This window comes from Methylophilus luteus (assembly GCF_042676265.1).
Classification (GTDB): domain Bacteria; phylum Pseudomonadota; class Gammaproteobacteria; order Burkholderiales; family Methylophilaceae; genus Methylophilus; species Methylophilus luteus.
Map to the genome: position 1 here is coordinate 349,870 of NZ_JBHTKB010000003.1, position 22,733 is coordinate 372,602.

Here is a 22,733-nt window from a genome sequence, read left to right on the forward strand (position 1 = left end):
ATAACAAGAGAATAATAATATGTTGCAAAAACTGATTTTACTGATCACCTTGATCACTTCTATGGCTGCGAATGCGGCTGCATCTTCCAGTTCACCGGTGCCGGAGCCTGAGAGCATGAGCCTGATGTTGCTCGGGTTGGGGCTTATCGGCGTGATCGTATTCAGGCAGAAATAGGCCGGGCGGCTAGCTATGCTTACTGCTTATTCAGAAGATGTGAGTATGGCTATCACCGCCAGCAGTAAGGCAGAGGTGATAGGAAATACCTTGATCAATAAATAGGTCTGCCATAGCAGCCTGAGAATGATCACTAGCCCTGACCAATACAAGAAACGCATGATTATTTTTATATAATTATTCATGAATAGCCTATCCAGTGCGAAAGGCATTTCCCCTTGCCTATGGCTGCTGGTTTTATTGCAAATTATCTGATTAAAAAAAGAGGGCGGGTGCGCCCCATCTATATCGGCAGAGTCGCACGAGGTCAACGACGGCTCATCAGCGAATAGACTTCGCATACTGCCTTATTCACCGCACCCGCACGCTATTGTAGGATAATCCGCGCCGCTACCATAGCGCTGTCTGGCAAAGCACCCTCTATGAAGGGCGCCAGGGCGGATAGCGTATAATGAGCGCATGTCTTTATCCGTACGTCAGATCCTGGCCCATCAGGGCTTTGCCTTCCCCAAGTTGCTCGCTTTTCGTATCATGATGGTGCTTTCTTACCAGATGATGATGGTTGCCATAGGCTGGCATATTTACGAACTGACGCACGACCCGTGGTCACTCGGGCTGATAGGCTTGGCCGAGGTCATCCCCTACATGAGCAGTGCCTTGTTTCTCGGCCATGCGGTCGATCACTATTTTTCACGGCGCGGCTTTGCTACCGTGTCGGCGCTGTTTCTGGCCTTGAATGCCGCTATGCTGGTGGTCATCACCCAGCATCAGCCTACGCATACTGTGCTGTGGATCTATGGCACAGTCGCGCTAACCGGCTTTGCCCGCGCGCTGATCTCGCCCAGTTATAACACCCTGTTTGCCCTGATCATCCCGCGCGCTTCTATCGCCAGGGCATCCGGCATAGGCAGTTCCATGTTCCAGATCGGCCTTATCGTCGGCCCGGCCATAGGTGGCTTGCTGGTGGGTTTTGCCAATAAATATGTGGCCTATGAGATATCCGCCTTGCTGGCGCTGGGTGCTGCAGTGGCGGCGATGACTTTGCGCGTGCAGGAGCATCGCAGCCATGCTCCTATGAAAGTGTTTGCCAGCATCGCCGAAGGTTTGCGCTTTGTCCGGCGTACCCAGGTAGTGCTGGCGGCGCAGTTGCTGGATATGTTCGCCGTGCTGTTTGGCGGCACTGTGGCCATGCTGCCAGCCTTTGTGCATGACGTCTACCAGATGGGCCCGGAAGGCCTGGGTGTGTTGCGCGCTGCACCGGCGGTGGGTGCCATAGTCACTGGTATCTGGCTGGCCAAAAAGCCTATACACCAGCATAGTGGCCGCTGGTTGCTGCTGGCGGTGGCCGGGTTTGGCCTGTGCATGATCGCTTTTGGCTTAACCAGCACCTATTGGCTGGCGATAGTGATACTGGCGGTTTCCGGCAGCATGGATGCGGTGTCGGTGATCTTGCGGCAAACGATTTTGCAACTGGCGACTCCGGATGGCATGCGCGGACGGGTGTCTGCTATCAATGGGATCTTTATTGGCTCATCCAATGAGCTGGGCGCGTTTGAATCCGGCCTCACGGCCAGGCTGATGGAGCTGGTGCCGTCGGTGATCTTTGGCGGCTGCATGACCATTGCCGTGGTCGGGGTCACCGCTGTCAAAGCACCAAAACTGCGCGATCTGCACCTGTCAGAACTACATTAGCCAGCGGCCATAGATTAGAAAACGGCAGCCTATGCGCGATCTGGACCAGTTGTTTCAAACCTTGCAACGTTCCACATTTCGCACCAGCTTTAAGCTGAATGCCAGGGATATGCAATATCTGCGGCAAAAAGGCATGGCAGTGGTGCTCGATCATGCCGAGGCTTTTATTGCAGACAGGCTTGCACCGGCCGTGATCGCTAATGAGGGGCAGCAAACGCCCATGCGCGGGCATCCGGTATTTGTGGCGCAACATGCGACGGCGACCTGCTGTCGCGGATGTTTACTCAAATGGCATAAGATCCCGCAGGGCAGGGCGCTCAGTCTGGATGAGCAGGCTTATATCGTGGTGGTGCTAGAGCGCTGGCTGCTGCCTTTGCTTGCAGATTAAAGCACTGGTCACACACATTCACCATGAAACGCCTGCACAACGCACCACAAAGTGCAATAAATGCCGCGAAGCTGACAGTCAGCTTACAAACGGCCAATTTGTGCGAACTTGGCGCGCTGGCGGCTTGTCATTTGCCATGTAAAAGCGTTTAATGTAAGTATTGTAAAGCCCGAAAACTACATTTTGAAACCGGCTTTTTTTGTGCTGATCCATCATTGAAAACTCTCATTACAGAAACTTGATTCTTTTCCGTTAACTGACTTAATGCATAAACATTTGAATACAGCCGCAACGCAACTCAGACTGTGGGTAGTCACAGTGCTGCTGACTGTACTCGGCTTTGCATTGGTCGCTGAATTCTCCGACCATTCCAGCTACAGCGATGACACCGTCAGGGTGCGCGTGGCCGAGATCGTTGAATATACCGGTGATGGCGAATCGCCTCTCACCACGCCGCTTTATCTAATCCCTCCTGCCGCAAGCATGACCATTGCCTGCGTGCTTCCTATTGCGTTGCTGTGTCTCTCTCGCCGTCGCGTGGCCCCACGCCCGGTGGTTGTCCGTCACCTGCATTCGCGCGCACCGCCTGCTTTAAACTAAGGTGTCACCCGCGTTTGCGCCTGGTATGGCGCGCGCTAAACCTGCACACCCGCCCAGCTGACCCGCCACTACAGGTAAGCACTTGCTTGCGTACTCAACAAGCAAACCAGCCAGCAACATCACCTTCACGATACGGGTCACGCACCATGCGGATCCGGCCGACCTGGCTGGATATGTAAGCAGACAGGTTTATCGCTCATGCCAGCGCCAGCTTAGGGGCCACCTGTGCGTTGCCTTACCCTTTCTTCATTATCTGATACACACAAACACTATGATTAAACAGCACTCAATGATTAGGCACCTGGTTGTTTTAGGCTTTATTGGCACTGTGCTCAGCGCTTGCCACCAAGAGGAAGAACACAAGGAGGCGCCGCCAAAACTGGAAGTGACTACGCCGCTGCGCAAGGACACCAGCATCACCAAGGAATATGTCGCCCAGATCCATGCCATCCAGCATATTGAATTGCGCGCGCTTGAGCGTGGCTACCTGCAGGATATCTTTGTCGATGAAGGGCAAGTGGTCAAACAGGGCCAGCCCATGTTCAAGATCATGCCTAACGTCTATCAGGTGGAGTTGCTGAAAGCCGAAGCCGAGACCAAGACCGTGCAGATCGAATACGAGAACACGCGTGCACTGGCCGAGAAAAACATAGTCTCGCCCAATGAGCTGGCACTGGCTAAAGCCAAATTGGATAAAGCCAATGCCGAAGTCAAACTGGCGCAGACGCATTTGAACTTTACCGATATCAAGGCGCCTTTTACCGGCGTCATGGACCACCTGGCCGCACGTAGAGGCAGCCTGATGGACGAAGGCGACCTGCTGACTACGCTGTCTGATAACAGCAAGATGTGGGTGTATTTCAACGTGCCGGAAGCCGAGTACCTGGATTACATGGCGATACAGGGCCGCGATGAACACCGCAAGGTCAAACTGAAAATGGCTAACGCGCAAGTGTTTAACCAGGAAGGCACCATAGAAACCATAGAAGGTGATTTTGACAATAAAACCGGCAATATCGAATTCCGTGCCGTGTTCAACAACCCTGACCGCGTGCTCAGGCATGGCGAGACCGGCAACATCTTAATGAATGTGCCTTTCCCCAATGCATTGCTGATCCCGCAAAAAGCCACCTTTGAAGTGCTGGATAAGACCTATGTCTACGTGGTGAGCAAAGCCAACAAGCTGGAACAGCGCCTGATCACCATCGCTGCCGAACAGCCACATCTGTTTATCGTGAAATCTGGCCTCAAGGAAGATGATCGCGTGTTGATCGAAGGCCTGCGCCGCGTGCAAAACGGGCAAACCATCGCAGTGAATTTACAGACCCCTGAGCATGTGTACTCCCATTTAGACCTTTACGCCGAATAGTCAGCCAGAAAGCGAATCCAAAATGCTAAGTATTTTTATCAAAAGACCGGTCATGGCGATCATTTTGTCGCTATTGATCGTGTTTTTAGGCTTTCTTTCCATCAAGTCGCTGCCGACCTCGCAGTTTCCTGATATTGCGCCGCCGCGCGTGATCGTCTCGCTGGCTTATCCGGGCGCGAGTGCCGACGTGCTGGTGCAATCGTCACTGATCACCATAGAACGCGCCATTAACGGTGTGCCGGGCATGAAGTACATCGTGTCAGATGCGACCAGTGCCGGTGAAGCCACCATACAGGTGATCTTTGCCCTGGGCACCGACCCTAACCAGGCCATGATCAACGTCAAGACGCGTATCGACCAGGTGATGAGCCGTTTGCCTGAGCTGGTGCAACTCGAAGGTGTAGTGGTGGAGCGTGTGCAGCCTAGCATGCTGATGTACATCAACCTGTTCAGCAAGGATAAGAACGCTGACGAGAAGTTTTTGTATAACTACGCCAACGTCAACGTCATCCCCGAGATCCAGCGTGTCAATGGTATCGCCAGCGCCAAGATCCTCGGTAGCCGCCAGTATGCGATGCGTATCTGGCTCAACCCTGACCGCATGCGCGCTTACAAGGTATCTATCGAAGACGTCATGAAAGCGATCAGCGAGCAAAGCATCATAGGCCGCCCTGGTCGTTTGGGGCAGAGCTCGGGCATTTCGGCGCAATCCAAAGAGTATGTGCTGGTTTACAAGGGCAGGTACAACAAGCCGGAAGAGTATGGCGACATCATCATCCGCGCCGATTCTGAAGGCGAGATACTCAAACTGAAAGACCTGGCCAAGATAGAACTGGGCAGCGAGTTCTTCGATATTTATTCCAACAAGGATGGCTTCCCTTCTTCTGCCATCGTGCTCAAGCAAAATTATGGCAGTAACGCCAGTGAGGTGATTGAGAACGTGAAGAAGCGCATGGAAGAACTGAAACCCAACTTCCCGGCTGGCATGGCCTACGAGATCGATTACGACGTATCCAAGTTCCTCGATGCATCTATCGAGAAAGTGCTGCACACACTGGTTGAAGCTTTCTTCCTGGTTGCGCTGGTGGTGTATGTGTTCCTGGGCGACTGGCGCTCTACGCTGATCCCTATCCTGGCGGTGCCGGTGTCGTTGATAGGCGCGTTCTTCTGCATGCAACTGTTCGGCGTCACCATCAACCTGATCACCCTGTTCGCGCTGGTGCTGGCGATCGGTATCGTGGTCGATAATGCCATCGTGGTGGTAGAAGCGGTGCACGCCAAGTTTGAAGAAGATGCCCACATCACGCCCTATAGAGCCACGCAAAAAGTGCTGGGCGAGATCGGTGGCGCCATTGTCGCCATCACCCTGGTGATGACGGCAGTGTTTATCCCGGTGGCCTTTATGTCAGGCCCGGTAGGGGTGTTTTACCGCCAGTTCTCCATCACCATGGCTTCAGCTATCGTGATCTCCGGTATCGTCGCGCTGTCGCTGACGCCGGTACTGTGCGCCATTTTGCTGAAAAACCATCACGGCCAGCCTAAACGCAAAACGCCTATTAGCTGGTTGCTCGATAAATTCAACCGCTGGTTTGACCGCCTGACCGGGCATTACACCAAACTGCTGAGCAAGATAGTGACTGTGCGTACCCTTTCGGTACTGGCACTGGCGGCTTTTGCTTTCGGCACCTTTGTGCTCAACAAAACCCTGCCGGCCGGGTTTATTCCCGGTGAAGACCAGGGCCAGATCTACGCCATTATCCAGACTCCGCCTGGCTCTACGCTGGAAGCGACCAACAAGGTCGCCCGCTTGCTGCAAAAAGAAGCGCAGAGTATAGATGGCATTGAATCGGTTTCTTCGCTGGCGGGTTACGAGATCCTCACCGAAGGCCGTGGTTCTAACGCCGGTACCTGCCTGATCAACCTAAAAGACTGGTCCAAACGCAGTAAATCGGTACACCAGATCATTGAAGAGCTGGAAGAAAAGACCAAGAACTTCGGTGCGGTGATCGAGTATTTTGAACCGCCGGCAGTGCCTGGTTATGGTGCGGCTTCCGGCCTGGCCTTGCGCTTGCTGGATAAGACCAACGGCACTGATTACCATGTGTTCGACAAGATCAACCAGGAGTTCATGGCTGCCCTAGGCAAGCGCAAAGAGTTGTCCGGTCTGTTCACCTTTTATGCGGCTAACTATCCGCAATATGAGCTGGAGATAGACAACAAGGCTGCCATGCAAAAAGGCGTGTCTATCGGTAAGGCGATGGATAACCTGAACATCCTGATCGGCAGTACCTACGAACAGGGCTTTATCCGTTTCAACAACTTCTTCAAGGTTTACACCCAGGCCAGCCCTGAATTCAGGCGCTACCCGAGTGACATCCTCAACTACTACGTGAAAAACGAAGATGGTGAGATGGTGCCGTATTCCGCCTTTATGAAAATGAAGAAAATGCAGGGCCCTAACGAGATCACCCGTTACAACCTGTATAACTCAGCCACCATCCGTGCCGCACCGGCACCTGGCTATACCAGTGACGACGCGATCAAAGCGGTGAAAGAAGTCGCCAAAGCCACGCTGCCCCACGGCTATGACATAGGCTGGGAAGGCCTTTCATTCGACGAAGCGCAACGCGGCAACGAAGCGGTGCTGATCTTTGCGGTGGTGCTGATCTTTGTTTACATGGTGCTGGCTGCCCAGTACGAGAGTTTTGTATTGCCACTGGCGGTGATACTGTCATTGCCGGCCGGCGTGTTCGGTACTTTCTTCCTGCTGAAATCGCTGGGGCTGGCCAATGATATCTATGCACAGGTCGGGCTGGTGATGCTGGTGGGCCTGCTCGGTAAGAACGCGGTGCTGATCGTGGAATTTGCCGTGCAGAAACACAACCAGGGCATGTCACTGCGCGATGCGGCGATAGAGGGCGCCAAGGCGCGGTTCCGGCCTATCCTGATGACCTCGTTCGCCTTTCTGGCTGGCCTGATCCCATTGGTGATGGCGACCGGCGCCGGTGCTGTAGGCAACCGCACCATAGGTACCTCGGCGTTTGGCGGCATGCTGTTCGGCACCGTGTTCGGCGTCATCCTTATCCCCGGCCTGTATTACATGTTCGCCAAAATGACCGATGGTAAGACCCTGATCAGGCACGAGGAGCAAGAGCCTCTGACTGAAATTTATCACTATAGCAATGGCTTGGAAAATGATGATGAAGAAGCTTAACCTTAACGCAAGTAAATCCACGTTGTGGCTGCTGGGGTCGCGTAAAACCGCGGCCTGGCTGATGGCGGGCAGTACCGCCATGCTGCTGCAATCCTGCGCCATTCCCGGCATCACCACCAAGCAGGCGGATACCAGTCTGCCTACCCACTTTCAGGAGTCGGTAGAGCCGGCCGGCAATAGCGCGAGCGTCAACTGGAAAGACTTTTTTGAAGATCAGCACCTGATCGCGCTGATCGATATCGCGGTGGCGAACAACAAAGAAGTCAACATGATGGCGCAGCGCATCAGCGTCGCCCAGAACGAGATCCAGGCCAGGCGCGGTGAGTACCTGCCATTTGTGGGCATAGGCGCCAGTGCCGATAAGGCAAAGGTCGGTAAATACACGCGCGACGGCGCGGTGGAAGAAAACCTGGATATCAAGCAGGGCCGTTCTAACCCACGTTTTCTGGGTAACTACCAGTTTGGCCTGACCGCGTCGTGGGAGCTGGATGTGTGGAACAAATTGCGTAACGCCACCAAGGTGGCGGTGACGGAATACATGGCCTCTATCGAGGGCAAGCACTTTCTGGTGACCAACCTGGTAGCTGAGGTCGCCAACTCATATTATGAGCTGGTTGCGCTGGATAACGAGCTGCAGACACTGGACCAGAACATCGCCATCCAGCAAAACGCCTTTGAAGTGGTGAAACAGCTGCAGCAATACGCGCGTGCCAACTCACTGGCCGTGAAACGGTTTGAGGCCGAGGTGAAAAAGAACCAGAGCCGCCAGTTTGTGTTGAAACAGCAGATCGTAGAAACCGAAAACCGTATCAACTTTTTGCTGGGCAGGACCTCGCAACCGGTGGTGCGTTCATCGGCACACTTTATGGAAATGCAACCGAAACTGGTACAGGCAGGCGTGCCATCAGAGCTGCTGGCTAACCGCCCGGATATCCGCCAGGCCGAACTTGAGCTGTCAGCGGCCAAACTGAATATAGCCGTGGCCAAAGCCAATTTCTATCCTTCGTTCTCTATCCGCGCCGGGCTGGGCTTTCAGGCATTTGACCCTAAATACCTGCTGAAAACGCCGCAGTCCATCATGGCGTCGCTGGGGGGTGACCTGATGGCGCCGCTGGTCAATCGTAACGCGATCGAAGCGCAATACAAAAGCGCCAGTGCCATGCAGGTGCAGGCCGCTTATGATTACGAGCAAAAGATCATCAACGCCTATATGGAAGTCGCCAACCAGGTTTCAAACATAGATAACCTGGATAAGAACTACCAGCTGAAAAACAAGCAGGTAGAGGCATTGACGCAATCTATCGATGTCGCCAACCAGCTGTTTAAAGCCGCGCGCGCCGACTATATGGAAGTGCTGTTGACCCAGCGCGATGCACTGGATGCGAAAATGGAACTGATAGAGACCAAGCAACAACAGGTTTCTGCCGTGGTTAACCTGTACCGCTCCCTGGGTGGTGGCTGGCAGTGACCCTAGCATCAGCCCTGCTCCAGCCTGCTGGGGCAGGGCTTTTGTTCGTCAAAGCCACAGCTAAAGCGTAGTTGTCTTTAACCTGCCCTTGTCTGGCGCAACCAGTAACGCCTAACTCAGCTTTTAAATAAGCCTGCGATCGCCACTATCAGTCTTTGCGTTGTTCCCCTGTGCTGCAGCGTAAATGCCTGCGCTGCTGCCGACATTTCCTGCAGTTTCACCTTGTCTCTGGCCAGGCTCTCTATCGTGTGTTTCAGCGCTGCCACATCCACCAGTTGCACCGCTGCCTGCGCCGCCACCGCGGCTGTGCTCACCTGCGCAAAATTAAACATATGCGGCCCCAAAATGGTAGGCACGCCCATAGTCGCCGCTTCAATCAGGTTCTGCCCGCCCAGGGGCTGCAGGCTGCCGCCCATCACGGCAAAATCACTTGCCGCATAATAGGTGTACATCTCACCCATGCTGTTGCCAAGCACGACTTGTACATCTGCGTTCAGGGGCTGTAGTAGCTCAGTACGCAACACATAGCGCAGGCCGCGTGCTTTTAACAGTGCTTCAACTTCGGCGAAACGTTGCGGGTGGCGCGGCACTAACAGCAGCAAAACCTCGCTGCCTTGCAGTGCATCCAGGATCAGCGGCTCTTCGCCTTCACGCGTACTGGCCGCCATCAGCACCGTGCGCTGTTTACCCAGCAATTCGCGCAATGCCCCGCCTAGTGCTGCGCTGTTCGGCGGTGGTGACACATCAAACTTCAGGTTGCCGCACACCATGACATTGTTTGCGCCTAACGCTTGCAGCCGCCCGGCATCTGCTGCAGTCTGCGCCGCTACCAGCGCCAGTTGTTGCAAACCATGGCGGGTAAGGGCGCCCAGCCTGGCATAACCGCGTGCCGATCTTTCTGATAAACGCGCACTCAGCAACGCGACCGGGATCCCCCTGTGTGCGGCCTGGTCTATCAGGTGAAACCACAACTCGGTTTCCATCAGCAAGCCGATCACCGGGTTGAAATGGTTTAAAAAACGTTTGGCCGCAGCGGGCGTATCTACCGGCAAATAAGCTTGCAGCACGCGGCCACTGGCGATCTCGTCACGCAATACCTGCTGGCCGGTGTCGCGGCCAGTGGGGGTGCCGTGTGTCATCAGTATCTGGTGTTGCGGATATTCTTTAAGTAGTGCCTGTATCAGTGGCTGGGTGGCGCGGGTCTCACCGACAGAGACGCAGTGCACCCAGATCACAGGTGCGTTGATCTTTTGCCTGAAAAAACCATAGCGTTCAGCCCAGTGCAGTCGATATTGCGGCTGTTTCAGGCCGCGCCAGAGCAGCTTGAGTGGCAGCAACAACGCCACCAGATAGATGAGTGCGGTATACACGAATTTTGGCATGGCGCTATTCTCGCATACAAAAGGTGCGGCTACCGATACCCGCAGCACGCAAATGGGCACGGGCGGCACAGCTAAACAGCGGCAAAAGCAGGTGAGTGATGACTCACCTATGCCTGAGACCTTGTAGCTAAAGTGATTGCAAAAACACAAGCCGGGCGCACCAAAATAATGCATAAAAAATGGGTTGACGCCAACAAAATATAGGCATAAATTACAGTTAATAACACAACATATTGTGTTTGGTTGTTCAGCGCATCCCCTGCCTTGGGGTTGTGCTTTTTTGCTAGCCAGGGTGCAGGCTGGCTGTTGCAAAGCGAGGTCAGTCGCTCAAGCCTTGGTGCTTAAAGGCTGATGTTTCAAATCAATAATAATCACCAAGGTGTGGGAGAAATACAATGCTGAAAGCCGTTGAAACAAACAAGAAAGCCCATGCAGACGATGCCGAGATCGAGATCCCGGTGCAGCCCGTCTCGCTCGATATCTGGGATAAAAAATACCGCCTGAAAACCAAGACCGGTGAACATGTCGATCTTGATATGGACGACTCCTACAGCCGCGTTGCGCGTGCGCTGGCCGATGTGGAAACCACAGACGAGAAAAAAGCCGAGTGGCACGAGAAATTCCTGTGGGCCTTACGTCGCGGTGCTATCCCTGCCGGGCGTATCACTTCTAATGCCGGTGCGCTGGAGCACAAACCTGCCACCTCTACCATCAACTGCACCGTTTCCGGCGTGGTGGAAGACAGCATGGACAATATACTGGGCAAAGTGCACGAAGCCGGCCTGACCTTGAAAGCCGGTTGCGGCATAGGTTACGAGTTCTCCACCCTGCGTCCCAAAGGCGCGTTTGTCGCTGGTGCCGGTGCCTATACTTCCGGCCCGCTGTCGTTTATGGATATCTACGACAAAATGTGTTTCACCGTGTCTTCTGCCGGTGGCCGCCGTGGCGCACAAATGGCAACCTTTGATATCAGCCATCCGGACGTGACTGACTTTATCAAGGCCAAACGCGAGAATGGCCGTTTGCGCCAGTTCAACCTGAGCTGCCTAATCACCAAAGAATTCATGGAAGCAGTCAAAGCCGATGACGAATGGCGTCTGGCTTTCCCGGTCACCGAGAAAGAAGCCATCATCGATGGCCTCAACGTCAATGACGAGTCGCAAGTCGTGTGGCGTGACTGGCCGATCAAGCAAAAATACCTGAGCAAGCCCGATGGCCCGGATGCCGGCAAAGTCGCCTGCCGCATCTACAAGACCATCAAGGCACGCCGCCTGTGGGACGTGATCATGTCTTCTACCTACGATTTTGCCGAGCCGGGCTTTATCCTGATAGACCGCGTCAACGAAATGAACAACAACTGGTTCTGTGAAAATATACGCGCCACCAACCCTTGCGGCGAGCAGCCATTGCCACCTTATGGTGCCTGCCTGCTGGGTTCGGTCAACCTGACCAGGTTTGTGCGCCAGCCATTCACCGAGCAAGCGCATTTCGACTGGGACGAATACCGCGAAGTGGTAGGCGTATTCACGCGCATGCTTGATAACGTGGTTGAGATCAACGGCCTGCCTTTAGAGCAGCAACGCCAGGAGATCGCGCGCAAACGCCGTCACGGCATGGGCTATCTGGGCCTGGGTTCTACCCTCACCATGCTGAAAATGAAATACGGTGAAGAAGACTCGGTGAAATTCACCGAAGAAGTCACGCGTATCATGGCCGAAGTCGGCTGGGAGGTCGGCGTGCAACTGGCCGAAGAAAAAGGTGCTGCGCCTATCATGGACGAAAAGTTTGAAGTGACGGCCGACATGCTGCGCCTGCGCCCGGAAATGGCCGCCGATGGCATCAAGGTAGGCCAGAAACTGGCCGGTAAAGTGTTGCTGGGCAAATACAGCCGCTACATGCAGCAGTTCCCCGAAGGCCTGCGTAACCAGATCGCCAGCAAAGGCGTGCGCTTTACTCACCATAGCTCCATCGCACCGACCGGCACCATCTCACTGAGCCTGGCCAACAACGCCAGCAACGGCATCGAGCCCAGCTTTGCCCACCACTATGCCCGTAACGTAATCCGTGAAGGCAAAAAGTCCAAAGAAAAAGTCGATGTATTCAGCTACGAACTGCTGGCCTACCGCGAACTGGTCAATGCCAACGCCATGCCATTCAGTGACAAAGCAGAAGAACAGCTGCCGGATTATTTCCTCGATTCATCCACCATACTGGCCAAAGCGCACGTCGACATCCAGGCCGCGGCGCAAAAATGGATAGACAGCTCTATCTCCAAAACCATCAACGTGCCCACCGATTATGACTTTGAGGATTTCAAGGACATCTACCTCTACGCCTATGACAAAGGCCTGAAAGGCTGCACCACCTTCCGCTTTAACCCGGAAGCGTTCCAGGGCGTATTGGTGACTGAGAAAGACCTGGAAAGCACCACCTACAAGTTCACGCTGGAAGATGGCACCGAGATAGAAGCCAAAGGTAACGAAGAGATTGAATATGACGGTGAGATACACACTGCGGCGAATCTTTTCGATGCCTTCAAAGAAGGCTACTACGGAAAATTTTAGTGTTTGCCTGCTGCGCTCGCCATTGCGGCGTTAAAAAGCAGTTTTAAATCCTCATGTACTATTTGTACACTCCGGTTTAAAACCGCTTTTCGCCTGGCACTGGCTTCGCTCGCGACGGCAACCATCTAAAATTTAGATCATTTTAAGAGATGGAATTTATAAAGAACTGATTACTCCAATAGGGAGAACAACATGGCAATCAAAATCGACAAAAAAATCACCGCCTACAAACTGGTGACCGATGAAGACAAAAAAGCAAGCGAAGCCGCAGCCGCCGCTGCTACCAATGTTATCCAGATGGGCGAACCTCTGAGCCGCCCGGATATGCTGGTGGGCAACACCTACAAGATCAAAACCCCGGTGACCGAGCACGCCCTCTACATCACCATCAACGACGTCATCATGAACGAAGGCACCCCGCAAGAACACCGCCGCCCGTTCGAGATCTTCATCAACTCCAAAAACATGGAACACTTCCAGTGGATAGTCGCACTCACCCGCGTCATGTCCGCCGTGTTCCGCAAAGGTGGCGATGTCACCTTTCTGGTAGAAGAGCTGAAAAGCGTATTTGAACCGTCAGGCGGCTATTTTAAAAAAGGCGGCAAATTCGTACCTAGCCTGGTGGCCGAGATAGGCGAAGTGGTAGAGACCCACCTGCAAGAAATCGGCATGCTGAAAAAGCCAGGCCTGGATGAGCACCAGCAAAAACTGGTCGAAGAGAAAAAAGCCGAATACCTGGAAAAACACGCCAAGTCAGGCGAAGAAGCAAACGACGAAGGCTTCCCCAAAGGTGCCCAGCTGTGTAAAAAGTGCAATACCAAAGCCAGCATACTGATGGATGGATGCATGACTTGTTTGAACTGCGGTGATAGCAAGTGCGGTTAATCAAGTGATAGAACAAAAAAGGAGCTTCGGCTCCTTTTTGCATAAGAATGTATTCAAAAAAACCAAAAATAGGGAGATAACATGAGGCTTACTAAGATAAAAATTGAAAATTTCAAGTCTATCCAAGAGATTGAATTTGAGATTAAAAAATATGGATCAAGTTATACCACTATGTTTTTAGGTGTGAACGAGTCAGGAAAAAGTAATATTTTAGAGGCTATGTCATTCTTAGAAATTCCAGGTGGTAAGTTTGAGTATCAGGATTATCACAACCAAAAAGATGAGAGTGATAGTTATGTTGATTTATGGTTTTCTTTGGATCTGGAGAATAATAGTTTTTATATAAAACAGATGAAGTCAGAAATTGAGAGTGGGGCTGAACTACTCAATTTTGAAATTATTAATGTAGAAAAGAATGTGTTTTTAAGTTCAAGTGGAGATGAGTTTAGGCATGTTTACAATTTTGATATAGAGAATCTCACCCCTGGATTATTTATTAAAGTAGGTACAAAAAATGTAACAAACCCAACTAATAGCCAAGTGAGTACCACAAATACATACTCAATTAGCAAAACTGCGATAAATGAAGAGTATCAGCCTCTAAGTGAAGAGACTTTTATAGAATTGTTTAAGGGACGGATCGCTACCATTATTCGTAGATATGAACCATCGGTGACGTTTTGGGAGCCTTCTGATGACTTTCTTATTTCTACAGAAGACTTAGTCAGTTTTTCTGATAAACCTTATTCAAAACCGGCGCTAAAAAATATCTTTTTACTTGCTGGATACGAAGCGAAGGATAGTATAAAAGAGGTAGTGGCGCGAATTTCTAATGGTCAACAGAGAAGCAAATTGCAAAGTAAGCTTCAGGAGTCTTTGAATGACTATATAAAAAATGTCTGGAACCACAATATTGAAATTGTGATTGACATAACAGAGACAGGACAATTCACGCTTTCAATAAGGGATACAGGCGAAAAAAATAAGCATGACAGGTTTCCAATTAATGGCAGAAGCCAAGGTGCTCGTCATTTCTTATCTCTAATCCTATCTTTGTCTATAGAAAGCAAGCATGACAAGCTTACTAATCAGTTAATTCTAATTGATGAGCCAGAGGTTCATTTACATCCATCAGGGATAAGGGATTTGCGAGATGAGCTCTTAAAAATTGGAGAAAAGAATTTTCTATTTGTCTCAACACACTCACCATTTTTAGTAGATAAAACACACAAGGAAAGAAATATCATTATTAAGAAAAATAGTGATGCCAAAACGGAAAAGAAACTAATTCAGAATTATGCTGATAGCTTGGACGACGAGGTTTTATATGAGGCTTTTGGTCTAGATGTTTATAAAGACTTACTAAATCCGCATAGTATTTTAGTTGAGGGAGCCTCGGATAAAGTTATTATTCAAAAGGCTTTAGCGGTAAAAATCAAACCTGTATACGGAATCACTAACGGGCATGGTAGCAACATCGTTACATTAGCTGCAAAACTAAATGACACCGTAAAATCGGTTTTGGTTGTTCTTGACGATGATAAGGATGGAAGGGCTCATAAAAATAGAATTATAAAATTAGGAAGCTCTTATACTGAGAAAAATGTAGTTACTCTAAAGGAGCTTGTTGGTTCCATTCCAGAGGGATGCACAATAGAGGATTCGTTAGGAAAGACTTATGTTGAAACTGCTTTTCATAAGTTCTATAACGAGTGTAATAAAGGAGCTCCGTGCGATTTGGTACTGGCTGATACAGAGCCTTTCATCAAACAAGTAAAAGCTTACCTCTATATAAAAGGTATAAAAGATAATGAAAACCTTGTCGAGTCCTTTAAGGGTAGATTGGCTAATTCTTTCAAACCGGCAAGAAGCTCATTTGAAAAGAACTTTCCTTTATTGGATAAACTAGTAGCAGAGATTGCAAAGAAGCTTCCCTAGTCTGGATTACGCGGTTATTTCAATTTCTAAGTAAGAGGGGGCAGAATATGATTCCAAATTCATTGTTTCAGTTTGAGGTTTTAATTGCCCTAGCAGCCACTATCATTTTCAAATCGACTTGGTTTAAAAGATTAGTGGGTGAGAACATGGTAAAGCTTATTGCCACGTTTTACTTTAATGTGTAAATCTATAAAGCAATACACCATGTAACTATTGAAACAAAAAATGGTACGTGACTTGGGAGGATGCGATTCCTGGTCAGTTCAATTTATAACACGTTCACTGCCATTTATCGCCGACTCAAGTTTGTCAATGTCGACCGGCTTGACCAAATGCTCGTCAAACCCGGCATCGAGCGCACGTTGTTTGTCTTCAGCCTGCCCATACCCGGTCAGCGCGATCTTTCTGACGCCTTGTGCCGACGGCAGTTTAGCCAGTTGCTGTACTAATGCGTAACCATCGATCTCAGGCAGGCCTATATCGATCAGCATGATATCTGGCTTGAAATTATCCATACTGGATAGTGCTTCTCGTGCGCTATGCACAGCCATAGAGTCATGTCCTAGGATGCCCATGATCATGATGAGCGTATCGGCTGCATCGATATTGTCGTCGACGATCAAAATGCGCAAAGGCGCTGATTTGGTGATGCTGGCCTGAGGATCAGGCGTGGCTGCAGAGATGATGCGCGGCAGGCGTATTTCGAATGTGGAACCTTGCCCCTCACCCATGCTGAACGCGCTGACGCTGCCGCCATGCATGGTGATCAGGCGCTTGACGATCGCCAGGCCTATGCCCAGCCCTCCCTGCGACCTGTCCAGCGTGACCTGGCTCTGCACAAACAGCTCGAAAATCTGCGGCAGCATCTCAGGCGCAATGCCGCTACCGGTATCTGCCACTTCAATAATCACCTCCGCATCTTCACTGCGGACATTGATCTTGATCTCTGTCTCGGTTTCGGAATATTTGATGGCGTTGGTCAGTATGTTTGCCACGCATTGCACCAGCCGTGCCATGTCGCCTTCTACAAACAGTGCAGCAGGGCAGGTGGTGGTCAGGTGCTGTTGCTTGGCCTGTAGTTGCGGCGCGCACATTTCAATCGCCTGCGCCAGCACTTCATTGATATCGATCACTTCTTTTTGCAGGTGGATATGGCCTTGCGTGACTCGGGAGACATCAAGCAGGTCATCAATCAGCCGCGTCATATGCTTGGCTTGCCGGCGGATGATGGCGGCGGGCGTAGCCACCGATTCATTGGTCTTGGAAATGTGCCAGAGAATCTCGCCTGCCGTCACAATCGGCGCCAGCGGGTTACGCAGCTCATGGGCCAACATGGCAAGAAACTCATCCTTGCGCTTGTCGGACTCTTTCAGCGCTTCAATCAGTTTGATTCTTCTGGTGATGTCGCGGAAAAGCACAGCCACGCCATCGCCAACCTTAAAAGCACGTGCCTCAAACCAGAATGCCCGGCCATCCGGGAACACATAATAATGTTCGAGGAATTGAGGCTGTCCATCCGCCTGGACTTGCCGGTACATTCGGCCAATGTCAGATTCGTATGTTTCCGGGAAAAGCTGCCATTGGTTAGCACCCAGCAATTGCGCGCGCGGAAGGCCGACAAACTTGCAAGTGGCCTCATTCACTTCAATCAGGTTAAAGTCCTGGTCAAACAGGGCAAACGCTTCATCCATATTGGTGATCACGCCACGGTGGCGGGCTTCACTTTCTGCAACGCGCATTTCAACCAGTTTTTGCGCCGTCACGTCCACGGTGATACCGTCAAAATGGATAGGGCTCCCGTCGGCATCGTAATCGGTGCCGCCTAGCGCCCTTATCCACTTTACATCACCCGTGGTGGGGTGCACGGTGCGGTAAATGATGTCGTAGGCATCGCGGCTGCTGATAGACTCATCAATCGCCTGCCGGGTGAGCTCCCTGTCATCCGGATGAATCCTGTCGTAAAAGAGTTCGATCGTCACCTCTGCACTGGGCTCGACAAAGAAATGATTTTTTACGCGCTCGTCCCACTCGAGCACGTCAAAAGGCAGGTCGCAATACCAGAAACCCACATGCGAGAGGCGGCTTGCGTATTCAAGGCGTCCGCGATTGAGCTTGAGCTCTTTATCTAAAGTGTCGCGGGCGATGCGCTCACTGGAAAACACCTGGTTAAAGTAATCCACAGACTCGGCAATTGCCTGATCGAGCGCCTGGTTAAAGCGCGTGACATCTTCTATGGCAGAGGCATCGGCCAAGGTCGTATTATTCAAGGTCCACAACCGCATCACTGTGGCACGCAGGGCGCGATATTCGCTTACGATCTGGGTGATCGAAAAGCCGTGTTCGGCACGTATCCTGCCATGTAATTCAGCGCCGGTTTCCGCTGCGGGTGCTGCGGAATTGGTTGCTCCAGATTGTGGCTGACGCAATGCTTCGGCAATCGCCAACAGAATTTCACGACGATGGTCACGTTCCGCCAATGGGGTTATGTGTGTGATATATGAGAATTGCGACGCGACGAATGCATCCCACTCTTTAACAATCTCGTCCAAATGTGAATCGATTACATCAGCCATCCGCATGGATGCTTCCCCTTCATCGCAGCAATGTTTAATGACACTTAAGGCAATTTTATAGCGTTACTTACAACCTTTCCCAGTTTTGTGATCTGGTGGATAGTCTTTACAGCGCCATTCAAACCTGAGTTCATGATTGGAGTTATTATATTAAAGACAGTTGCAGCTGATGCGTTAACCTGCATTTCTTTTGTCCGTCACAAATACGTTTTGCCCAAATAATAAAAAAGGGAGAGAGCCATGAGTGAAGAACCAAAAAAGGTAGCAGCCTTATTCTATTTAAAAGAATTCTCATCCCTGGCTAGAGATATCCTGATCACACTCTTGATCGCCATATGCTTTTTCCAGCCCAGCTATATCAAGTCATTCCTTAAAGAAAGCGGCCTGAGCAAATTCGGCGGCTGGGGCTTCACGGTTGAAGTCGCGGAAGAAAAAGAAATCATCGCCAAAGCCCAAGAGAAAATCACCGCCCAAGTGGTTGCCTCCACCAGCAGCAACGCAGATGAAGCGCCAGTAGAAGCATCCAATAAACCCGTCGATCAAACCTTTAAAGAAGCCATCCTAAAAGCCGAGCGCGTCGCCCCACAAATACTGCCATCCGCCGGCTGGGTTTTCCTTGGTCGCGTGGATAAAAACAAAACCCAATGGCAAGACGGCGGCTCACCCACCACTACCGCCACATGGCCAATCAAACCCGATGATGTGCTGACGGTAAAAGACGATACCTATATTCGCGCAGTCACTAATGATAAATGGCACTCTCAAGCACCAGTGACTACTGTTACTAAGATAGGGGATAAGTTGAAAGTGGTGGAGCTGGATTATTCTTCAGCGAAAGCAGGTGGGTTTTTTGTTTGGGGTAAGGTTGTGCTTCAATCAAACTAAGTCACCTTAGATTAAGTAAAAATAAACCATTAGAAATGAGATTGCGGTGACAAATTTTATGGGGCTTTTATGCTTTTTGCATATTCGTAAGCGGAATTAATTTCTTTTGATTTGAACTCTGCTAGATCTCTTATTTCTTTGCCTAATGATGCAACTTTGTCAGGATGGTATTCACGAATTTTACGTTTGTATTGAAGACTTATTTCTTCAAGTGATGCTGATTCTGGAATATCTAAGGTTTGAAACCAATTATCTTCAATGAATTCCTTTTTGTTCTCAGATTGATTGGTTGAGTTTCGATGGTTCTGATGTCTTTTATCATTTTCGGAAGAGTTAGATTCTGTACCTAATTTTTCCGCCTTTTGAGCATGAAATTCATTTTTATTCATCAGCGAGTTTACAATTTTGTAGCCTAGCAAAAGACCGCCAATTATTACGACTATCTCTTCTGTATTCATAGAATCATACTCATTATTTTTTTTCTGTAATTCATTATTTGAGTGTTAGTTTCGTGATCAATTTCGTACTCCATTTTTTCTGATAGTTTTTTATCAAGCTCCTCAGCGAAGTTTTTAAAGTCTTGAGGCTCAAGAACTTTAAAAGCAAATTCAAGCGGGCAACTTGCGATACTTCGTTTTATTGTTATTTTTCGAATTAAGTTAATTGCGAAAGGAGGGCACGAAGTAGCTTCAAATGCGAGGGATAAAACTTGTCTTTTACTTAAACCTAGTTTTTCTCTTTTAGTATAGATATAAAAAAGCATTGCTATTACGAGTAAATAAACTAGCATCAAAGTAATTAATGCTGGCGTGCCTATACCCAATTTAAATATTACTAAAGGTAAAACAAAAATAAGCAAAAGCATAAGCGGCACTACAGCTAAACGTAGATATCGTATTGCTGAAATTAATTCGAATGTGTCTTTTGAATCTTTCGCATAAAAACTCGCCGTCGCGGACCAAGGTACAATGAACATCGAATAGTTTGGTTTTAAAGGGTTAGGGAAAAAGAGCCTTTTTCCCACTACTCTCCATCGATCAGTAGGAAGCGCAACGAACCAGCGTCCTTTAGTTTCAAAAAAAACTATCTCATTGGAAAACACCAAAGCAGCCGAGTCATATAAGTAAAAACCGATTAGGCCCAGTGTTATCCAAATTTCAAAAGAAAACCCCATTAACTCTTCTTGCTAAATAATGATTTGATCCATCCTAGCGCAAGTGCAAAAGGAATAAGTAAAATCTTCCAAGCACCTGCTAAAAATGCCATCAGTACCGCAAAAAAGCCTTTTTTAGAGGCTACAGCAGCTGCGCCACCAAGTATCAATGCAGCTAAACCATACTCAGCCACTTTGTCTCCTTCTTTGAATTCGCTGTATTTTTCGCCTTGATTAAATTCAAATCCATTCAGCTTTTCCTTAAAGTCAGTTATTGCCGAACCCATATTTTCAGGGGTTGAAACCAAGGTAACTGAAATAGCACCAGTTCTACCCAGAACTTTTGTATAGTAATTTACTACCGGCTTTTGAGTTCCTGAGTCTTTAAGCAGGAAAGCCCATTCAAGAAGTTTTTTCTCCTTATCGTATTGAGGTTTAAAGAACCAACCTTCAACATCCAAGGAATTCCAGCCTTTCTCTCTACGATACTCATTGCCTTTTTTGACAGCTTCTGTGTACTGATTTAGCAGTTCATCAGGGTCAATCTTTTCGTTATCTTTAACATAACCAATCGGATCAAAGTTAAGATACGCTTCCCAAGTTTCACCATTAGTTAATAAAGATTCCTCCCCCGAGCTTGGATTATGATTTAACTCAGAATACTTCTTGGTTTCGTCTTGATCTAAATACAAATAGTTTTCAGGTATAACTAGCACTCCTTTGCCATCGATTGACTGTGTGCTAGGTCCTGTTTGCCATTTGAGATTTGCAAAAGGATTATTTTCAGTGGCTGCTTTTGCAAAGAGCGGTGCTGTTAAGATTGATATCGCTAGCAGTAAATTAATTATTCTCATATTGTCTCCCTGTATTGTCATTTTTTTTGAGAAAGTAAATAGTACAACAATTTACAAAATCAAGTGGATCCGACCTTTTGGAGCTATGGTTACCACACGGTTTGGTAGCTGTACTAACTGTAATATACTCGAGCGAGCGCGTAGTCTGGTTAATTTAAGCCATATCCTGCTATTGCGTTGCACCACGTTTTGAAGCCGTTACTGCTTGCTGATAGGTAGCGCTTACTGGAAGCTTGTTAGCAAGCTGGTGCAAGGAGAGATAGCCAGGGTCTAACCGGTAATCCTTTTCCCGAAATATGCTGTGTTCTTTGGCATAGCTTTCCGCCAGCGCCCTGAGCAATTCAGCTAGCGGTTTGTTCGGATCGCTGGGAGTAAAGTCACCAACCAGCCACAGGTGCACATCTTCCTCTTCTGTATACCCAGTTTTAGGGTCCGCTAACTTAAACGCATGGTCTATCCTGGCCTGGTTTTCTACCTCTTTCGGGTCACCATAGGCCACTTCGTAATATTTCACTTTAGCCGTTAGCAGCGAGGTCGGGCCATCAATGGGTACGTTGCCAACTGCGTAGTAGCCGGCAATCGCACGCAGGCTTTTTAAGTGATGTTCTTTGCCAACAAAGTGGATGATTTCTCCGCGTGCTTGTAGCTCTTTGATGCCGGCAGCCATATCTTTAGTGGCAGCATAGATAAGCGAGGCGTAGTTTTCAGAATCTTTTCGGGCCAGGCTGTAGTTGATCATGGCGGTGCCATTGCGATAAAGCTCCATTGCGCTGGTGGCGGCCACTTTGCCTTGTGCATCCAGCACTACCGAGACTGCCATTTTGGTGCCGTTTTGATTGCCGCCAGCCAGAGCTGCAAGCCAGTTTTGCAATTGCTCGGCAGGCCATTCGGGGTACTGCTCTCTGGCAAGCGCAAACACTTGCGGCAGCAGCCTGGTTTGTTCGGCCACGTTTAAGTTTTGTAGTCGGACAGTGGCATATGTGTGCGGTAGTGTGAAGTCGTAGGTCATTAGATCATCTCAGATACTCAAATAAGCGCTTTATTATGGCTATTGTTCGATCCCAGTCAGCATTGTAAATCTATGTATAATCCTCGGCGCAGTTATACAAGTTTAAATATATAGATCAAGCTTTACGAGCCTAATGATAAGGGGGAAACGCATGTTAGATAATGTTGAGTATGTTGGATTCTGGCCACGCTTTTTTGCAACCATAGTAGATACGGTCATTTTGTTGATCATTGCTTACTTACTGCTCTGGACATACCAGTTGACCGGCTTTAACGATAAGAATATTTACTTTGCGCCTGTTTCAAATTTAATCTCCTGGTTTGTTTATCCTGCGCTTGTCATTTTGCTATGGATTAAAAAGCGAGGCACTCCAGGGAAAATGGCTGTATTTGCTGAAATTGTAGACGCAGAAACTGGAGGTAATATTTCTGTGGCACAAGGTATTGGACGATATGTCGGATATTACCTTTCGTTCTTTGCCTTGGGTTTGGGCGTGATCTGGATTGCCTTTGATAGACGTAAACAAGGATGGCATGACAAATTAGCCGGTACTGTGGTCATCCGTCGCCAATAAATGGCTGCTC

Annotated in this window: 20 protein-coding genes; 13 read left to right on the forward strand and 7 right to left on the reverse strand. The window is 49.5% G+C overall.

The window, feature by feature from the left end:
- Window positions 1-19: 19 nt before the first annotated feature.
- A complete protein-coding gene (locus ACFQ1Z_RS13970; protein ID WP_379058780.1) occupies window positions 20-175 on the forward strand; it encodes a PEP-CTERM sorting domain-containing protein in 156 nt (51 codons plus the stop codon).
- Window positions 176-201: 26 nt separating this feature from the next.
- Here ACFQ1Z_RS13970 and ACFQ1Z_RS13975 read toward each other — a convergent pair whose 3' ends face one another.
- Complete coding sequence (locus tag ACFQ1Z_RS13975) at window positions 202-336, reverse strand: hypothetical protein (RefSeq protein WP_379058783.1); 135 nt, start codon at window positions 334-336, stop codon at window positions 202-204.
- A 298-nt stretch (window positions 337-634) separates the two neighbouring features.
- On the opposite strand from ACFQ1Z_RS13975, the gene ACFQ1Z_RS13980 reads away from it, so the two are divergent.
- From ACFQ1Z_RS13980 to ACFQ1Z_RS14005, 6 genes are all read left to right on the forward strand, one after another.
- Complete coding sequence (locus tag ACFQ1Z_RS13980) at window positions 635-1,867, forward strand: MFS transporter (RefSeq protein WP_379058786.1); 1,233 nt, start codon at window positions 635-637, stop codon at window positions 1,865-1,867.
- Window positions 1,868-1,898: 31 nt separating this feature from the next.
- Entirely contained in the window at window positions 1,899-2,255 is a 357-nt protein-coding gene (locus tag ACFQ1Z_RS13985; RefSeq protein WP_379058789.1) for a DUF4186 domain-containing protein, read from the forward strand.
- 264 nt (window positions 2,256-2,519) lie between these two features.
- Entirely contained in the window at window positions 2,520-2,855 is a 336-nt protein-coding gene (locus tag ACFQ1Z_RS13990; RefSeq protein ID WP_379058792.1) for a hypothetical protein, read from the forward strand.
- A 289-nt stretch (window positions 2,856-3,144) separates the two neighbouring features.
- Window positions 3,145-4,224, forward strand: a complete 1,080-nt coding sequence (locus tag ACFQ1Z_RS13995; protein ID WP_379058795.1) for an efflux RND transporter periplasmic adaptor subunit — start codon at window positions 3,145-3,147, stop codon at window positions 4,222-4,224.
- Window positions 4,225-4,246: 22 nt separating this feature from the next.
- The gene (locus ACFQ1Z_RS14000; RefSeq protein WP_379058797.1) at window positions 4,247-7,438 is read left to right on the forward strand and encodes an efflux RND transporter permease subunit; all 3,192 of its coding nucleotides are present in this window, start codon (window positions 4,247-4,249) and stop codon (window positions 7,436-7,438) included.
- Window positions 7,439-7,499: 61 nt separating this feature from the next.
- The gene (locus tag ACFQ1Z_RS14005; protein ID WP_379058922.1) at window positions 7,500-8,906 is read left to right on the forward strand and encodes a TolC family protein; all 1,407 of its coding nucleotides are present in this window, start codon (window positions 7,500-7,502) and stop codon (window positions 8,904-8,906) included.
- Window positions 8,907-9,022: 116 nt separating this feature from the next.
- On the opposite strand, the gene waaA is transcribed toward ACFQ1Z_RS14005, so the two are convergent.
- Window positions 9,023-10,288 (reverse strand): lipid IV(A) 3-deoxy-D-manno-octulosonic acid transferase, encoded by a 1,266-nt coding sequence (gene waaA, locus ACFQ1Z_RS14010; protein ID WP_379058800.1) that lies wholly within the window; start codon window positions 10,286-10,288, stop codon window positions 9,023-9,025.
- Between waaA and ACFQ1Z_RS14015 the strand changes: the two genes are divergently transcribed.
- From ACFQ1Z_RS14015 to ACFQ1Z_RS14030, 4 genes are all read left to right on the forward strand, one after another.
- Window positions 10,287-10,415 carry a hypothetical protein gene (locus ACFQ1Z_RS14015; RefSeq protein WP_379058803.1) on the forward strand — a complete coding sequence of 43 codons (129 nt, stop codon included), beginning with the start codon at window positions 10,287-10,289 and terminating at the stop codon, window positions 10,413-10,415. The two genes, waaA and ACFQ1Z_RS14015, sit on opposite strands and share 2 nt — an antisense overlap.
- 268 nt (window positions 10,416-10,683) lie before the next feature.
- Complete coding sequence (locus ACFQ1Z_RS14020) at window positions 10,684-12,852, forward strand: adenosylcobalamin-dependent ribonucleoside-diphosphate reductase (protein WP_379058805.1); 2,169 nt, start codon at window positions 10,684-10,686, stop codon at window positions 12,850-12,852.
- Between the two features lie 192 nt (window positions 12,853-13,044).
- Entirely contained in the window at window positions 13,045-13,737 is a 693-nt protein-coding gene (locus ACFQ1Z_RS14025; RefSeq protein ID WP_379058807.1) for a TSCPD domain-containing protein, read from the forward strand.
- Window positions 13,738-13,818: 81 nt separating this feature from the next.
- A complete protein-coding gene (locus tag ACFQ1Z_RS14030; RefSeq protein WP_379058809.1) occupies window positions 13,819-15,675 on the forward strand; it encodes an ATP-dependent nuclease in 1,857 nt (618 codons plus the stop codon).
- Window positions 15,676-15,938: 263 nt separating this feature from the next.
- Here ACFQ1Z_RS14030 and ACFQ1Z_RS14035 read toward each other — a convergent pair whose 3' ends face one another.
- Window positions 15,939-18,248, reverse strand: coding sequence for a hybrid sensor histidine kinase/response regulator (locus ACFQ1Z_RS14035; protein WP_379058812.1), 2,310 nt, complete (start codon window positions 18,246-18,248; stop codon window positions 15,939-15,941).
- A 240-nt stretch (window positions 18,249-18,488) separates the two neighbouring features.
- Here ACFQ1Z_RS14035 and ACFQ1Z_RS14040 point away from each other — a divergent pair, with 240 nt between their 5' ends.
- Complete coding sequence (locus tag ACFQ1Z_RS14040; protein WP_379058814.1) at window positions 18,489-19,133, forward strand: hypothetical protein; 645 nt, start codon at window positions 18,489-18,491, stop codon at window positions 19,131-19,133.
- 56 nt (window positions 19,134-19,189) lie between these two features.
- Here ACFQ1Z_RS14040 and ACFQ1Z_RS14045 read toward each other — a convergent pair whose 3' ends face one another.
- The 4 genes from ACFQ1Z_RS14045 to ACFQ1Z_RS14060 form a co-directional block, all read right to left on the reverse strand.
- Window positions 19,190-19,591 (reverse strand): J domain-containing protein, encoded by a 402-nt coding sequence (locus tag ACFQ1Z_RS14045; RefSeq protein WP_379058817.1) that lies wholly within the window; start codon window positions 19,589-19,591, stop codon window positions 19,190-19,192.
- Window positions 19,588-20,307, reverse strand: coding sequence for a hypothetical protein (locus tag ACFQ1Z_RS14050; RefSeq protein ID WP_379058820.1), 720 nt, complete (start codon window positions 20,305-20,307; stop codon window positions 19,588-19,590). Before ACFQ1Z_RS14050 ends, ACFQ1Z_RS14045 begins: the two co-directional genes overlap by 4 nt.
- Window positions 20,307-21,140 (reverse strand): DUF2167 domain-containing protein, encoded by an 834-nt coding sequence (locus ACFQ1Z_RS14055; RefSeq protein WP_379058823.1) that lies wholly within the window; start codon window positions 21,138-21,140, stop codon window positions 20,307-20,309. The genes ACFQ1Z_RS14050 and ACFQ1Z_RS14055 overlap by 1 nt, the downstream gene beginning before the upstream one ends.
- A 169-nt stretch (window positions 21,141-21,309) precedes the next feature.
- Window positions 21,310-22,149, reverse strand: coding sequence for a hypothetical protein (locus ACFQ1Z_RS14060; protein WP_379058826.1), 840 nt, complete (start codon window positions 22,147-22,149; stop codon window positions 21,310-21,312).
- 151 nt (window positions 22,150-22,300) lie between these two features.
- Between ACFQ1Z_RS14060 and ACFQ1Z_RS14065 the strand changes: the two genes are divergently transcribed.
- A complete protein-coding gene (locus ACFQ1Z_RS14065) occupies window positions 22,301-22,723 on the forward strand; it encodes an RDD family protein (RefSeq protein ID WP_379058828.1) in 423 nt (140 codons plus the stop codon).
- Window positions 22,724-22,733: the final 10 nt, after the last annotated feature.

What these genes read in the sequence shown, in the direction of transcription:
- ACFQ1Z_RS14020 (WP_379058805.1), top strand. Translation starts at nt 10,684, where the DNA reads ATGCTGAAAGCCGTTGAAACAAACAAGAAAGCCCATGCAGACGATGCC.
- ACFQ1Z_RS14035 (WP_379058812.1), bottom strand. Translation starts at nt 18,248, where the DNA reads ATGGCTGATGTAATCGATTCACATTTGGACGAGATTGTTAAAGAGTGG.
- ACFQ1Z_RS14000 (WP_379058797.1), top strand. Translation starts at nt 4,247, where the DNA reads ATGCTAAGTATTTTTATCAAAAGACCGGTCATGGCGATCATTTTGTCG.
- ACFQ1Z_RS13970 (WP_379058780.1), top strand. Translation starts at nt 20, where the DNA reads ATGTTGCAAAAACTGATTTTACTGATCACCTTGATCACTTCTATGGCT.
- ACFQ1Z_RS14015 (WP_379058803.1), top strand. Translation starts at nt 10,287, where the DNA reads ATGGCGCTATTCTCGCATACAAAAGGTGCGGCTACCGATACCCGCAGC.
- waaA (WP_379058800.1), bottom strand. Translation starts at nt 10,288, where the DNA reads ATGCCAAAATTCGTGTATACCGCACTCATCTATCTGGTGGCGTTGTTG.
- ACFQ1Z_RS13975 (WP_379058783.1), bottom strand. Translation starts at nt 336, where the DNA reads ATGCGTTTCTTGTATTGGTCAGGGCTAGTGATCATTCTCAGGCTGCTA.
- ACFQ1Z_RS14030 (WP_379058809.1), top strand. Translation starts at nt 13,819, where the DNA reads ATGAGGCTTACTAAGATAAAAATTGAAAATTTCAAGTCTATCCAAGAG.
- ACFQ1Z_RS14050 (WP_379058820.1), bottom strand. Translation starts at nt 20,307, where the DNA reads ATGGGGTTTTCTTTTGAAATTTGGATAACACTGGGCCTAATCGGTTTT.
- ACFQ1Z_RS13985 (WP_379058789.1), top strand. Translation starts at nt 1,899, where the DNA reads ATGCGCGATCTGGACCAGTTGTTTCAAACCTTGCAACGTTCCACATTT.
- ACFQ1Z_RS13990 (WP_379058792.1), top strand. Translation starts at nt 2,520, where the DNA reads ATGCATAAACATTTGAATACAGCCGCAACGCAACTCAGACTGTGGGTA.
- ACFQ1Z_RS14065 (WP_379058828.1), top strand. Translation starts at nt 22,301, where the DNA reads ATGTTAGATAATGTTGAGTATGTTGGATTCTGGCCACGCTTTTTTGCA.
- ACFQ1Z_RS14060 (WP_379058826.1), bottom strand. Translation starts at nt 22,149, where the DNA reads ATGACCTACGACTTCACACTACCGCACACATATGCCACTGTCCGACTA.
- ACFQ1Z_RS14055 (WP_379058823.1), bottom strand. Translation starts at nt 21,140, where the DNA reads ATGAGAATAATTAATTTACTGCTAGCGATATCAATCTTAACAGCACCG.
- ACFQ1Z_RS14045 (WP_379058817.1), bottom strand. Translation starts at nt 19,591, where the DNA reads ATGAATACAGAAGAGATAGTCGTAATAATTGGCGGTCTTTTGCTAGGC.
- ACFQ1Z_RS14005 (WP_379058922.1), top strand. Translation starts at nt 7,500, where the DNA reads ATGGCGGGCAGTACCGCCATGCTGCTGCAATCCTGCGCCATTCCCGGC.
- ACFQ1Z_RS13995 (WP_379058795.1), top strand. Translation starts at nt 3,145, where the DNA reads ATGATTAGGCACCTGGTTGTTTTAGGCTTTATTGGCACTGTGCTCAGC.
- ACFQ1Z_RS14040 (WP_379058814.1), top strand. Translation starts at nt 18,489, where the DNA reads ATGAGTGAAGAACCAAAAAAGGTAGCAGCCTTATTCTATTTAAAAGAA.
- ACFQ1Z_RS14025 (WP_379058807.1), top strand. Translation starts at nt 13,045, where the DNA reads ATGGCAATCAAAATCGACAAAAAAATCACCGCCTACAAACTGGTGACC.
- ACFQ1Z_RS13980 (WP_379058786.1), top strand. Translation starts at nt 635, where the DNA reads ATGTCTTTATCCGTACGTCAGATCCTGGCCCATCAGGGCTTTGCCTTC.